Origin of the sequence: Chryseobacterium sp. P1-3 (assembly GCF_000738495.1) — a bacterium.
GTDB lineage: Bacteria > Bacteroidota > Bacteroidia > Flavobacteriales > Weeksellaceae > Chryseobacterium > Chryseobacterium gallinarum.
The window spans coordinates 816,524-829,992 of the sequence record NZ_JPEQ01000004.1 but is presented as its reverse complement, the minus strand read 5'-3'; the positions used below and the strand labels follow the sequence as shown (position 1 = coordinate 829,992).

The following is a 13,469-nucleotide window of genomic DNA, read 5'->3' as shown; positions in this document are numbered from 1 at the left end:
GTAAAAGACTCACTTATTTTAGAAAATCAAATGCCTGAACTGGCTCTGCAAATTATATTTTGAATGCGAGGTACTGGATAAAGACCTGATCATAAGTGGAAATTTATCCGGTTTTTTCAATGTTTCCATTAATAAAAAAGATTTTGATACAGATACCTATTTATACCAGATACAGCCTGATGGCAAATCTTTTTACTCTCCACCCATATGGCAAGGGCCAGTTATGCAAAAGACAATGTAGTGCGGCAGCTTCTGGAGCCCGGTAAAGAGTATCAGATACCTATCAAAAATTCTGTATACATCAGTAAAAAATAGAAAAAGGAAGTAAGTTCCTGCTATTGGTTGTGTCAATAAAAATCCCAACTGGCAGATCAATTACGGAACCGGTAAAGATGTAAGTGATGAAATCATACAGGATTCCGGAGACCCTTTGGAAATTAAATGGTACAACAGCAACTATGTGGGAATACCTGTTGATAAAGATTCAAGGAATTCCGCTGTGCTTTTTTTGCCTAAATGTTCTTAACAACTGTTAACATCAAAATAAAAAATCATTACATTTGCTTTTTTTCAAATCAAATATAGTTATTGAATGAGTCAACTTTTTAGAAGAAAAATCTATTCAGATACAGATACTTCGACAGGGCTTTTAAGGGTTCTTGGAGTATGGGACATCGTATTTTTTGGTATTGCGGCCATTATCGGAGCTGGAAGTTTCAGCAGTTTGGGAGAAGCCGTTTTTAGAGGTGGCCCCGGTGTTATCCTTCTATATTTGATTTGTGGTTTTGCCTGTGGTTTCACGGCTTTATGCTATGCTGAATTTGCCAGCAGAATTCCTACAGCAGGCTCCGCATATACTTATGCATATGCAAGTTTTGGAGAGTTAATTGCCTGGGTGATCGGCTGGGCTTTGATTATGGAATATTCTTTCGGGAATATCTATGTTGCTTTTTCCTGGTCAGATTATTTCACCAGTTTCCTGAGCCGTCTGGGCATGCATATTCCTGATTACCTCACCTGCAGCTATACGGAAGCAAGAAAGGCGTTTCAAAATGGTTCAGAAAATAAAGAACTGCTGAATGCCTGGAAAAATGCTCCCCTGATCGGAAATCTGAAATTCATTGTAGATATTCCGGCCCTGGTTATTAATGGGTTAATTACATGGCTCTGCTATGTAGGAGTGAAAGAAAGTAAAAATTTCAACAACTCACTGGTTCTTCTGAAACTAGGAGTTATTATATTGGTTATCCTGGTTGGTTTTGCGTATATCAATACGGATAACTGGACTCCGGTAAGTCCGGCTACGGGAATACCATCATTTATGCCCAATGGATTTGCAGGGGTGATGAGTGCCGTATCGGGTGTCTTTTTTGCTTATATCGGATTCGATGCTTTAAGTGTACTATCAGAAGAAACAAAAGATCCTCAGAAGACACTTCCGAAAGGGATGATCATCTCTCTTGTTTTATGTACCGTGATCTACATTGCCCTTACATTGGTATTAACAGGAATGGTAGATTACAAAAAATTTGATGGTGTGGGAGATCCTCTTTCATTTATATTTGAAAAAACAAATGCCAATGTTGCCTGGATGGAGCTTATTGTATCTTTTGTGGCTATTGTAGCAATCACTACCGTATTACTGGTATTCCAGATGGGCCAGCCAAGAATCTGGTACGCAATGAGCCGTGACGGGCTGATGCCTCAGAGATTCCAGAAAATACATCCTAAATATAAAACTCCTTCCTATGCAACTATTGTAACGGGGATTGTGGTAGGTATTCCTATTCTGTTCACGGATAAAACCTTTATATTGGATTTCACCAGTATCGGTACTATTTTCGCCTTTGTATTGGTTTGTGCCGGAGTACTGCTTCTTCCGGCAAAAGAGAAAATAAAAGGCAGATTTCACCTTCCTTACGTGAATGGTAAAATTATCTTCCCGGTTGCTTTTATCGGGGGATTGGTTGCATTCTATTATTTGCAGCCCGATTTTTTCCAAAATCTGATGGATTGGGCAGATCCGCAAGAAGGAGAATTCAGAGCTTCTATCTTCTTCTTTATTCTGATCAACCTGGTCATGTGTGTGATAGCTTTCATCAGGAACCTTTCGTTGATTCCGCTGGTGGGCTTAAGCTCATGCCTGTATCTGCTTACCGGAATGAGCCATGAAAACTGGTTCTGGTTTGGAATCTGGTTCCTGATAGGCATGGTAATTTATTTTTGTTACGGATATAAGAACAGTAAGCTGGGAAAGGAATTAAAGAATAATTAAACTCAAAGTAAAACTGCGGAAAGGCAAAATGACAAAAGGTCTATCTATTTATGTGACTGATTTGCTGTTTTGCCTTTTCGCTTTTTTATTAGTTCCTATAAAATCGGCAAAATTATTGCTATAACATAAATAGAATCAATAAACTACTTGCCATGTCTAAAAGAATAAAAACATACCGGGAATTTTATCAATTTTACCTTACCGAACACAGTAAAACAGGAACACGAATTTTTCATTTCATAGGCACATTGCTTGTATTTGTAGTAATAGGCTATGTAATCAGCTCAGGAAAAGAAAGATTTTTATGGTACATCCCGATTTTCGGGTATGGTTTTGCATGGTTCAGTCACGCCGTTATAGAAAGAAACAAGCCTGCCACTTTTAAATACCCTTTATGGTCATTAGTTTCGGATTTCAGGCTCTTCTTTGAACTGTTGACGGGCAAACAGAAATTCAGAGAAACTACACCTTCCAGCCGTACAACAGAAGAACATTAGTATTCCCCTGCTTTAAACAGGCTGTAAAACGTTAAAATATATCAGTAGAATATCTGCTTTACCTCGAATACACAGATTCTTTAAGTATATTCATGGAAATCATATCATTATAATATGACAACCAATTGGCCAAAATAAAATCCTTACACGTCTACTTTTTAACTTCATTAGCAACTTTATCAGCATCTTCTTTTGCGGAATACCTTTTTATTCCTATTAAATACCCTAAAGAAGGCAGGATAAAAGACAACATCACAGGAATTATAATTGCCAATCCTGATCCGTCAAGCAATACCGTTAAAGGAAAGAGATACCCGTTATAGGCAATTAATGCCAGAGTAAATAAAAAAGCTATCACTTCCCCCCGTTGAAAGAATATTAAAGTCTTTTCCAAACTGATCGAATACACCAGCCATAACAAATAGCAAAAGATTAATAAAAAAACATCCACAATACGGACCTGTAAGCCATTCCCTTCTTTGCATTCAGATATCCGGCTCCCATCAGAAAAAGAGATAAGACTCCTGAAACACCCACATCCAGGCCTGAAGTATCTCCTTCACTGCCGATTCGCCCAAAGAAATAGAAGGAATACAAAAATAAGTTGATAAGATAAACTATCGTAACATAATTCATGAGACAAAAAATTTGGATGTATGATTGTTATTGTTTTTCAAGAATGCTGTAATGCACAGTATTCATTACCTTTTCAGCCAGGGCATCCCCATCTATCTTGATCTTTTCTGGAATATAGTCTGAAAATGTCATGGTTTTATCTTTATTCAAGGTCACCACAACCTCTTCAAGAATATTCTGATCATCCGTAAAAAACTGAATCCTGTTACCTGCAATCCGCCAGAATGAAAGTCTCGGTTCAGATGGAGAACAATTTCCCACACTTCCTTCCACATAATTATAAATGGCAAAACCATCCTCCCGTATTGCATAGTTTCTCATCAGGCGACAATTATCGAAGTCTTTAATAACTTTCTTCTTATTTTCATAAAAACCTGATTCTTTCAGCTTCCAAAACCCTGTAACGTCTTCCTTCTTTAGTTTCTGGGCACTCACAAAAGAGGCAAAAACTAAGGCAGAAGAAAATAATAATTTCTTCATCTATTTTTTCTTTTTCATTTTCTTTTTTATATCCGGGCTTTCAGGCGTCTTTTCCATCTCTTCCGCGACTTCAATAAGTCCCATAGAGATCATAGAAGCCGGATCTCCTTGCTTTTCACCTTCTTTCCAGACCTCAAAAGCCTTTTCCCTAAGTCCTAAAAGGTGATAATAGGCTCCCAAAACATTATACCCTTCTGTTTCCCCAAGGTTGATTATTTTCTGAGAAAGCTCAATCAGCTCAGGATGAGGCTTTAGTTTCTTATCTTTAATTTTTTCAAGATCATCAAAAAAGCCGGGAGTATATTCCATCATCTTTAATCCGAAAGCATTGAGACAAGCCTTAGCTACCCCTTGATTGCAAAAGTCTTCACTGATCTTAGTAAAGTCGTTTGCATTCGAAAACAAGGCATCCAGCCCAGACATATTTTTAGTCTTATCATAATATGCTGCCAATAAAGCTGCTCTTTTCTGAGACTCTTCAGGACTTTTTCTGTTATTAATCTCAGTACTGTCTTTTTTACGGATCCACACACCGTTTTTAACCCAATCGGAAATACCAATTAACTTATCTTTTTTGATTTTAAAAATGAATACATCTTTATCCGGAAGTATCACCAGGCTATCATTTCTGGTAAAGTAATAGCTGCTTTTAAATCCACCCGCTATTTTACCATTTCCATCAAAATTAAAACTTTTATAAAAAGTCTCATCCCCCTGCTCTTCAAAGTAACCCTGCAATGCATTGTCTGCTTTTTGAGCAGACGTAATTCCGGTAATAAAAACAGCAGAAGTGAGTATGAACAATTTTTTCATTAATTCTTTCTTTTAGATATCATATTGGCCCCGGGCAGGGTGCGGCTTCGCCGCCCTGCCCGGGGCCTCTTACAATCTTAATCCCGTTACTTAAATTTTTTCTTAAAGCTGAATTTAAGCCTGTTCATCAGCCCAGGCTCTATGACATCAACTCCCAAGCCAAAATTGCTGTCGGCTACCGTATGATGATCTGTTCTGAATCTTTCAAACTCATCCTGTGGAATTTCCAGGTTAACTAAAGGATTGTGCTCGATATACACGCTGGCTCCGTTTTTTGTAATTTTCTTACGGCTTTTATAATCAAAATAAGGATTGTTTATTGTACTTTCCTGAACGGTATACTTTTCTTCAGTATCAATTTTCTGATCCGTATATAAATTGATTTCATACTTTTCACTGTCGAAATTATGCCAGAAAGGAAGGTCTTTATGCATAAAATCTCTTGCACTGGCTTTCACTACGTTTCTGTCAAAATACATCAGGAAACGGTTTTTCTGCGGATCTGTATAATAGGGGTTTTCCACTACAGCCGTATATTGAATCTTTACTTCATTTAATTTTTTTGTTATCACTTATGACATCAATGGCTGCATCTTTAAATATATTCCTTACATCAGTCCCGTTCCTGTCGCCGGAATAGTTCAGGCTATAAAAGAGAAAACTGTTCCAGCTGTCTATAATCTCTCTTTTATTGGTACTTTTAAAATACCTTCTCATGGCATTGGCCCTGTTTCCTTTATAGGTAGTGACCAGTTTCAGGTTTCCGGTATTTCCCTGGGTGGTAAAATCAACTTTTTCATCCACACAATAGTAAGGAAACTTAAAAGCCTTTCTTACCTGTAGCTGCTGATCTTTTTTAACTTCAAGGTAATGCATAAAATACATGAAACCTCTGTTTTCGATCAGACCAAACTCATCCCTGATAGTAGCATCTACAAAATATTCCTCTCCCTTATAATTTATTTTAACCACCACATGATTAAAACTTAATAATGAAGGAAGGTAATATTTAATATAATAGTCTGTATGAAAGTTAACCAGTACCACAGATGCTTCTACGCCGATATAATCCAGAATAACCTTCAATAATACAGATTTAGCTTTGCAGTCCCCCTGCTTGTTTTCATAGGTGATGGAAGGTTCCTGTGGCTTATGGCCGTTCATTTCATCAGCATTGAAAATATAATAGATATGATTCTGCACATATTCAATTGCAAACTGAAGCTTCTCATCCTGATCTGCAATAGCATCTAATTTTTCAACAAGATGGGGAGCAAATTCCTGTAAAGAAGATTTGCTGAAAATTTCATCGTAAATAGGAACGATATAATTTGAAAGGTCTTTCCAGGTACTTTCCGTAGCAAAATCTATATAAGGGAAAATTTCACGCCCCGCGTCTACCGGATTGATATAATTTTGTTCTTCAAATACAAACCGGTCTCCTTTCTTTAAATAATTGATTTCCGGTTCCAGAACATTTCCCTGTTCATCTCTGAAAAAGGTCTTTTTATAAGCAATGGTCTGTTCACGTTCATTAATAAAAGTAAATCTAAAACTGCCATATGCCCAGTAATTATCCGGACTCACCCAGACATATTTCGAAAATTCCTTTCTAAGGAAATCACGATCGGTAAAAACTTTAACCCTGGAATCTTCTAAAATCAGTACATCATACAATCTGAGGTCTTTAATGGTAATATTGATTTTCTTATTGCTGCTCAATACTCCTCCACTGCTTTGATTTTCGCTATCCAGGACTTTGATCTTTGTATCCGGAATTTTATCAATCAGCACTCCATCCCTTAACACACTGATCCTATGAATCTGATAGACTTCATTCTCTTCTACTACAACATCAGACACGGAAGCCCTCTCCAGGTTTCCCGGCTCATTCAGTGTATAAGCCATGCAGGCGTATTCACCGTTTTCTTTATTGCTTGTATAATATTTTTTTATCTAAAAAGTAACAGTAGTCTCTTCCTTCATCAATCTGTTTTCTGGCAAATTCGGAATCCTTGATTCTTTCTATAATTTCCTGGTCCCCGATATTTTCAGCCCACTCTTCAGGTTTTTGAATCTTGTAGTTTTCAATTTGAATTTGATTATCCATATTTATGAATTACGTTTTTGGTTATGATTGTTACAAAGTTCAAATTAAATAATTAAAAAAAGTAAAAAACAATAGAAGAACTGTGACAATTGAAGAAACAGATTTCGGCATGGTAATTGCGAGGTATGCGCTAAAATCAAGTTTATGAAAAGTATAGCAACAATTCTAAAAGGGACAGCTCCCGCATTAGCATTATTCGCAATGACACAATGTACAACCATTCCGGGAGGTTCCCCAGCTGATGAAAAAACTTTCATTGTAGGACCACAAACCGCAGACTGTACAGGGGTAGCTCCTATGAAATGTCTGCAGGTAAAAGAAAAAGCTTCCGAAAACTGGACCAACCTTTACACCAATATCGAAGGATTTACCTATGAACCGGGATATGAATATGTTTTGAAAGTAAAAACTGAGAAAATCGCCAATCCTCCGGCTGACGGATCTTCCATTAAATATACTTTGGTAAAACAGGTTTCCAAAACTAAAAAAGAAACGGCTGATGCCAACGAAAAAACACTTATCGTAGGGGCACAAACTGCAGACTGTTCTGCAGGGGCAGGCCGCATGAAATGCCTGCAGGTAAAAGAAAATGCTTCTGAAAACTGGACGAATTTCTATAGCAATATCGAAGGATTTACCTATGAACCGGGATATGAATATGTTTTGAAGGTAAAAACTGAAAAAATAGCGAACCCTCCCGCAGATGCCTCTTCCATTAAATATATATTAACAGAACAGGTTTCTAAAACAAAGAAATAACAATAAAAGCTCCCAAAAAATTCGGGAGCTTTTTATTTCAATAAGGATCACTTTAAAAATCCGTTTCTTTTTTAGGCGGGTCCGGATATTTTCCTTTACTTACTTCGCCTACTGTGTTTGCCGTAGTCATGGCAACAACCAGATCATTGAGCATATTGCTGGCTGCTGTAGGTGAGTTAGGCAGTAAAACCAGATTACTCCTGTTACTGGCGCCTACAGAATGTAATGTATCATAATGCTGGGTCACTACGATAAGCGCAGAAGCTTCATGAGAATTAATATCTACATTGTTTAGCATTCTTACCGATTCTTCAAGGCCCTTGGCAATTTCTCTTCTTTGATCGGCAATCCCCTGACCCTGTAGCTTTTTAGACTCTGCTTCAGCTTTTGCTACCGCTACAATTCTGATTCTTTGCGCTTCGGATTCATATTCAGCTGCTGTTTTTTCTCTTTCCGCTGCATTAATCCTGTTCATGGCATGCTTTACCTGTTCGTCCGGATCAATATCCGTCACCAGTGCTTTGATAATATCATACCCGTAGCTGTTCATCGCTTCCTGCAATTCGCTTTTTACAGCTACAGCAATGTCGTCTTTTCTTACAAAAACATCGTCCAGTTTCAGCTTCGGCACTTCAGCACGTACCACATCAAAAACAAAAGATGTAATCTGATTTTCCGGATTCTCCAGGCGATAATAGGCATCCCCTACCTGATTTCTGATCACCTGGTACTGTACAGAAATCTTCATTTTGATAAATACATTATCCAGGGTTTTGGTATCGATCATTACATCAAGCTGTTGAATTCTAAGATTGAGCCTTTTGGCAATCTGATCGATAATCGGAAGCTTCAGGTGAAGTCCGGAATGTTTCACCGCCTGGAATTTACCAAAGCGTTCAATAATGGCTGCTGTTTCCTGTTTCACCACAAAAAACGAAGCAAATAAAATAATAAGCCCAAAGACAATAACGGGCGCTAGAAAAATCCCCATAGTTTCAGTTTTTAATAATAAGTAGTCATAAGCCGGCTTTTGTTAAAACTTTTTAAGTTTCAGCATTAGCCAAGCTATAAACCGTTTTTATAAATATACTACTTATTTTCAAACTAAACTGTCATTCCGATATCTATTCCTTTGATCTTTCTATACAGATCTGTTGCATAATTATCCGTCATTCCGGAAACAAAATCAATGATACCAAGTACTTTTTGATAATCTGTTCCATTTTCATAAACAAATTGTCTTGGTAAAAGTTTCAGTGCTTTTTTATCATAAGATTTTCTTTCGTCTTCAGGTTTTAGAATAGAAGGAATAAAATGGTCCAGTAATTCATACATTACGTTATATCCTGCATTTTCAATTTCTACCACTGCTTTGTGATTGTAGATTTTTTCAATAGAAAAGGATTCAATATCCTGTAATGCCCTGTTTTCAGATTTATAACTGTCCAGAAGAGCCATATCAAGATTCCCCTGGAGGATGGTTTCAAAATTCTGCTTATAAATTTCCAGAGATTTATTGATAAGGGCATTGATAGCCTTTGCTCTCAGGTAAGAAATCTTTTCATTTTCATTGGAGATGGAAGCCAATTTGTTTTTTACCCTGTCGATATCATTACTTTCAGATTTTACCAATTCGAAAAACAGGTTTTCACAGTCGGAAGTTGATACAATTCCCAGTCTGTGGGCATCTTCCATATCGATAATATTATAACAGATATCATCGGCTGCTTCCACCAGCCATACAAAAGGATGCCTTTTGAAGATATAAGGTTCTTCACTTTCTGCAATAAGCTGTGTTCCCTGGGCTATCTCAAGGAAAATATCTTTTTCATTCTGAAAAAAACCGAACTTTTTCCTGTGAATAATTCCTTTTTTCTTGGCTACGGCTTCACACGGATATTTTGCAATGCTGGACAGTGTAGAAAAGGTCAACTGAATGCCACCTGCATCTTTTCCCTGCTGCTGTTGTGCCAATACCCGGATTGCATTTGCATTTCCCTCAAAATTAACCAGATCTGCCCATTCCTTTTCATTGAATTTAGCTTTCAGGTCTTTTTCGTTTCTTTCAAAATAACTGGCAATAGCATCTTCACCGGAATGCCCGAAAGCCGGATTTCCCACATCATGGCATAAGCACGCTGCAGCAATAACATTTCCTAAATTATATAAGTAAAAATTTCTGGATTCTTCTGTAAGCTCGTTTTTAAAATCTTCAGCAATAAATTCACCGATAATACTTCCTAAGCTTCGCCCTACCGACGATACTTCTAAAGAATGTGTCAGCCTGTTATGAACAAATACACTTCCGGGAAGCGGAAAAACCTGGGTTTTATTTTGCAGCCTCCTGAAGGCTGAAGAAAAAATAATTCTATCAAAATCCCTCTGAAAATCAGTTCTCGAAGCTTTGGTATGTGGATTGTTTCCTGTACGCTGATTGGTGAAAATCTGGTTTAAATTCATCATTTTTCAAAATTACTTCAAATTTTAGTTTTACGGAATACTATTTAAATTTTATTACACAGAATCATCATTTAAAAGGCGGATTATTTCTTTCGGCATTCAGCAAAAGTCATCTATATTTCTCAAAAGATGAAAAAGGTGATTCTAAAAACAGAACAAAAGTAGTAATCCACTCACTTTAATTTACTATATGCTTTTACGGAATAATATTTGGACTTTCCTTCTTAAATAGTAATGCTATGCCTGAAGGTCCCTCAATAATTTTAATGAAAGAAAGCCTGCAGCCTTTTGTTGGAAAGCAAGTAACAGAAGCTTCAGGCAATGCTAAATTTGACAAAGATCCGTTTGTCGGTCAGACTCTTATGGAAATCCGTACATTCGGAAAGCAAACTTATCTGGTTTTTGAAAAAACTGCGATTCGTATTCATCTATTAATGTTTGGTTCTTACAGTATTGATGAACAGACAAAGCCGGATCAGAGTTTGCGGTTAGCCCTCATTTTTCCTGCAGGTGGAATGTATTTTTACACGTGTTCTGTAAAAGCTGTTGGAACTGAATATTTATCTGAAATCGACTGGGAAGCTGATGTGATGAGCGATCGGTGGGATCCTTCAAAGGCAGAAAAAAAATTGAAGGCCAATCCTGAAATGATGGTTTGTGATGCTTTGATGAACCAGGATATTTTTTCAGGTGTCGGAAATATTATTAAAAATGAAGTGCTTTTCAGAATCGGAGTGCAGCCTGAAAGCCTGGTCGGTAATCTTCCTGCTCAAAAAAGAAAAGAACTTATTGCCGAATCCAGAAATTACAGTTTTGATTTCCTGAAATGGAAGAGGGAATTTACGCTAAAAAAACATTGGCTTGTTCATACAAAATCCATATGTCCGACGTGTGGTCAGAAGCTTATTAAAAAGCAAACCGGTAAAGGAAAAAGGAGAAGTTTCTATTGTGAGCAGGATCAGGAACTGTATTAATATAAAGAATATTTTGATCAGTCTGAATTAAGAAGTCCCCCCGCAAATCTTGTGAAAAAATCTGACCTGTAGACTTCCCCGAGAGGAATTTCCGATTCATCAATATAAATACTGTGGTTGTCAAATGAATCAATATAATCTGTATTCACTACAAAAGATTTACTGACTCTTAAAAAAGTTTCCCCTGAAATCTTCTGATGAATGGTTTTTAGATTCATTGCTGTGATCAGTTTTTGTTGTTTAGTGTGGATCACAACATAATCTTTCAGTCCTTCAATAAATTTAATCTCTGAAAAACTGATTTTATAAAATCTCCGCTCTGCTTTGATAAATAAAAAAGTCTTTTGTATTTGACTCTACCGTGCTCTTTACGGTATCCCTGGACAAAAAGTTCCGTATACAATACTGCTTTATCAATAGCTTTTTCCAGCCTTTGCGGATCGATAGGCTTCAGCAGATAATCTACCGCTTCCAGTTCATAACTTTTCAGCGCATATTGGGCATAGGCCGTTGTAAAAATGATTAATGATTTTTTAGGTAACATTTCTGCAAATTCCAGGCCTGTCACTAAAGGCATTTCAATATCCAGGAAAATAAGATCCGCATCGTTATCTTTGAGAAATTCCAGTGCTGAAGGCGCATTGGAAAACTCACCAAGGATATCAATTTTTGAGGTTTCATGGATCAATGATCGCATTTCCGCTCTTGCCAGAGGCTCATCATCTATAATAATACAATTCATACCGCAATTTTTAAAATAACAGAAAATTCTTTATTCTCTGAAATGATATTCAACTCAAATTCATCGTTATAAAGAAGTTCAAGCCTTCTTTTAATATTGGCCAGTCCCAGCCCGCTGTTCTTTTTGTCTGAAACGGAATAATCCGGGTTCCTGGAGTTGATACAGGTAAAACTAAGCTCTTTTCCTTCAACTTTTATCAGAATCCGTACATAAGATTCTTTCCCACTGATATCCACACTATGTTTCACCGCATTTTCAACAAAGGTGGTAAATAAATTCGGGGGGACAAAGATTCCGTTGATGGTTCTTTTATCTGCTTCCGTATGAATATCAAAATTAAAATTCTCACGCCTTATTTTTTCAAGGTTCAAAAAATTAGAGAGAAAATCGATTTCTGAAGTCAGCAAGGTTTTTTCTTCGCTATTCTCATAAAGCTGGTATCTGAGAAACTCTGAAAGCTTGACAATTACCACAGAGGCTTTATCAGGATCTGTTCTGATAAGTGCCTTCACATTATTCAGCATATTAAACAGGAAATGAGGATTGATCTGGTTTCTAAGCTCATTCAACTCCATATTCAGGGTGAGATTACTCAGCTCATTGATCCGTTTATTATCACTGATCCATTTCTGTAAAAGCTTCACAGTTGTTGTAGTTAAAATAATTGGAATACACATCAGCACGCCTTCATAGATTCCCCCCTTTTCGTTTGCCCTATGGGTATTTCCAATCCTGAAATCGGCAAAAATACATTTAAAACCATATCCGATGATATTAAGTCCTATTACCCCCATAAGCACCAGTACTACAAGATAGGTAACATATTGTGTCTTAAAAAAAGAACCGTGGGACCAGAATATAAATATTAATATAAACCATAGCAATGAGTATAGCATATACGAAAAACAGGACATAGTATTGATATACCCCGGAATAGGAATGCCAAAACCTGGCACTATACAACAGGAAAAAAAAGAAAATAAGGAATAGCAGATGCCTGCGGGTTTTGTAGCGGCTTTCTATCAGAAAGTCCATTACAAGTGTTTCCTTAAACTTCCATGGGCTGAAATTCATACGGCTCAGATTCTTTAGTGTTACAAAAATAGGTAATACCGTTGCTCAGATCTATACTATTATACAAAATCCTTATTTTATTATACCAATTATAGATCCGGATTTCGTATAAAATAACCGCCGTTTTGTATAAAAATAAATTTCATCACTGTTATTCTGGCTTTCTTTGCGCTGTATAATTGATGCATATGGAATTAGCCGTTTTTCAGGAATTAACTCAGGAAATAACTTCGGAATGTTTTTTTTATGACAGAATCGCAACAGGAAGAAAAAGTAATACAACTTATCGATCTTCATCATTTTATTGAGTGTTTTGATTCCACAATAGAGATCCTCAGCTACATCCACCATCCTATTAACATTATAAAGCATAACGGAAGTACAAAGGGCATTTTGTTTTATGACAGGAACCATTGCACATTGCCGGACTGTAATGCTTCTGAAGAGTTTAAAAAAAGAAACGGGCTTTCAGAGCTTTGGTTTGTATTCGTAGAAGAAGGAGCTGTCACCAATACTGCTCATCATCTTGATTGTATTATTGAAAATGGTCTGGATATATTCTATGATAAAATATTCCTTTTCAATTTTTTCCAGTCGGTCATTCAATCATTCACTGTAACCTCACAAAATAACGATTAGAAATGCTTTG

General features: G+C 36.8%; 14 protein-coding genes and 1 pseudogene. 5 read left to right on the top strand and 10 right to left on the bottom strand.

Translation table 11 applies throughout. The features are described from left to right. Window positions 1-592 precede the first annotated feature (592 nt). Window positions 593-2,275, top strand: coding sequence for an APC family permease (locus HX13_RS06600; RefSeq protein WP_050020406.1), 1,683 nt, complete (start codon window positions 593-595; stop codon window positions 2,273-2,275). Window positions 2,276-2,427: 152 nt separating this feature from the next. Continuing rightward, window positions 2,428-2,772 carry a DUF962 domain-containing protein gene (locus HX13_RS06595; RefSeq protein WP_050020405.1) on the top strand — a complete coding sequence of 115 codons (345 nt, stop codon included), beginning with the start codon at window positions 2,428-2,430 and terminating at the stop codon, window positions 2,770-2,772. 151 nt (window positions 2,773-2,923) lie between these two features. Here the strand turns inward: HX13_RS06595 and HX13_RS06590 are convergent, their stop codons facing one another. The 5 genes and pseudogenes from HX13_RS06590 to HX13_RS06570 all read right to left on the bottom strand — a co-directional run bounded on the left by HX13_RS06590 (window position 2,924) and on the right by HX13_RS06570 (window position 6,811). After that, window positions 2,924-3,130, bottom strand: a complete 207-nt coding sequence (locus HX13_RS06590; RefSeq protein WP_128572217.1) for a hypothetical protein — start codon at window positions 3,128-3,130, stop codon at window positions 2,924-2,926. 74 nt (window positions 3,131-3,204) lie between these two features. Continuing rightward, complete coding sequence (locus tag HX13_RS06585; protein WP_050020403.1) at window positions 3,205-3,408, bottom strand: hypothetical protein; 204 nt, start codon at window positions 3,406-3,408, stop codon at window positions 3,205-3,207. 27 nt (window positions 3,409-3,435) lie between these two features. Then, on the bottom strand, window positions 3,436-3,888 hold the full coding sequence (locus HX13_RS06580) for a lipocalin family protein (RefSeq protein ID WP_050020402.1): 453 nt from the start codon (window positions 3,886-3,888) through the stop codon (window positions 3,436-3,438). Beyond that, window positions 3,889-4,701 carry a hypothetical protein gene (locus tag HX13_RS06575; protein ID WP_050020401.1) on the bottom strand — a complete coding sequence of 271 codons (813 nt, stop codon included), beginning with the start codon at window positions 4,699-4,701 and terminating at the stop codon, window positions 3,889-3,891. An 86-nt stretch (window positions 4,702-4,787) separates the two neighbouring features. Further along, window positions 4,788-6,811, bottom strand: a pseudogene (locus HX13_RS06570) (hypothetical protein). Window positions 6,812-6,955: 144 nt separating this feature from the next. Between HX13_RS06570 and HX13_RS23675 the strand changes: the two are divergent. Beyond that, window positions 6,956-7,570 (top strand): DUF4377 domain-containing protein, encoded by a 615-nt coding sequence (locus HX13_RS23675; RefSeq protein ID WP_082129238.1) that lies wholly within the window; start codon window positions 6,956-6,958, stop codon window positions 7,568-7,570. A 52-nt stretch (window positions 7,571-7,622) separates the two neighbouring features. Here HX13_RS23675 and HX13_RS06560 read toward each other — a convergent pair whose 3' ends face one another. Both HX13_RS06560 and HX13_RS06555 read right to left on the bottom strand, forming a co-directional pair. Next, window positions 7,623-8,561, bottom strand: coding sequence for an SPFH domain-containing protein (locus HX13_RS06560; RefSeq protein ID WP_050020400.1), 939 nt, complete (start codon window positions 8,559-8,561; stop codon window positions 7,623-7,625). A gap of 113 nt (window positions 8,562-8,674) precedes the next feature. Next, on the bottom strand, window positions 8,675-10,030 hold the full coding sequence (locus HX13_RS06555; RefSeq protein ID WP_050020399.1) for a deoxyguanosinetriphosphate triphosphohydrolase: 1,356 nt from the start codon (window positions 10,028-10,030) through the stop codon (window positions 8,675-8,677). A 239-nt stretch (window positions 10,031-10,269) separates the two neighbouring features. Here HX13_RS06555 and HX13_RS06550 point away from each other — a divergent pair, with 239 nt between their 5' ends. Continuing rightward, entirely contained in the window at window positions 10,270-11,004 is a 735-nt protein-coding gene (locus tag HX13_RS06550) for a DNA-formamidopyrimidine glycosylase family protein (RefSeq protein ID WP_050020398.1), read from the top strand. Between the two features lie 17 nt (window positions 11,005-11,021). Here HX13_RS06550 and HX13_RS23670 read toward each other — a convergent pair whose 3' ends face one another. Genes HX13_RS23670 through HX13_RS06540 form a run of 3 tightly spaced genes read right to left on the bottom strand, consistent with a single transcriptional unit; the run spans window position 11,022 to window position 12,540 of the window. Continuing rightward, window positions 11,022-11,258, bottom strand: coding sequence for a LytTR family DNA-binding domain-containing protein (locus tag HX13_RS23670; protein ID WP_238555102.1), 237 nt, complete (start codon window positions 11,256-11,258; stop codon window positions 11,022-11,024). An 11-nt stretch (window positions 11,259-11,269) separates the two neighbouring features. Further along, a complete protein-coding gene (locus HX13_RS06545) occupies window positions 11,270-11,746 on the bottom strand; it encodes a LytR/AlgR family response regulator transcription factor (protein ID WP_238555101.1) in 477 nt (158 codons plus the stop codon). Beyond that, entirely contained in the window at window positions 11,743-12,540 is a 798-nt protein-coding gene (locus HX13_RS06540; RefSeq protein WP_238555100.1) for a sensor histidine kinase, read from the bottom strand. The genes HX13_RS06545 and HX13_RS06540 overlap by 4 nt, the downstream gene beginning before the upstream one ends. A 526-nt stretch (window positions 12,541-13,066) precedes the next feature. Here HX13_RS06540 and HX13_RS06535 point away from each other — a divergent pair. Further along, window positions 13,067-13,459 carry a DUF1073 domain-containing protein gene (locus HX13_RS06535; protein ID WP_238555099.1) on the top strand — a complete coding sequence of 131 codons (393 nt, stop codon included), beginning with the start codon at window positions 13,067-13,069 and terminating at the stop codon, window positions 13,457-13,459. Window positions 13,460-13,469: the final 10 nt, after the last annotated feature.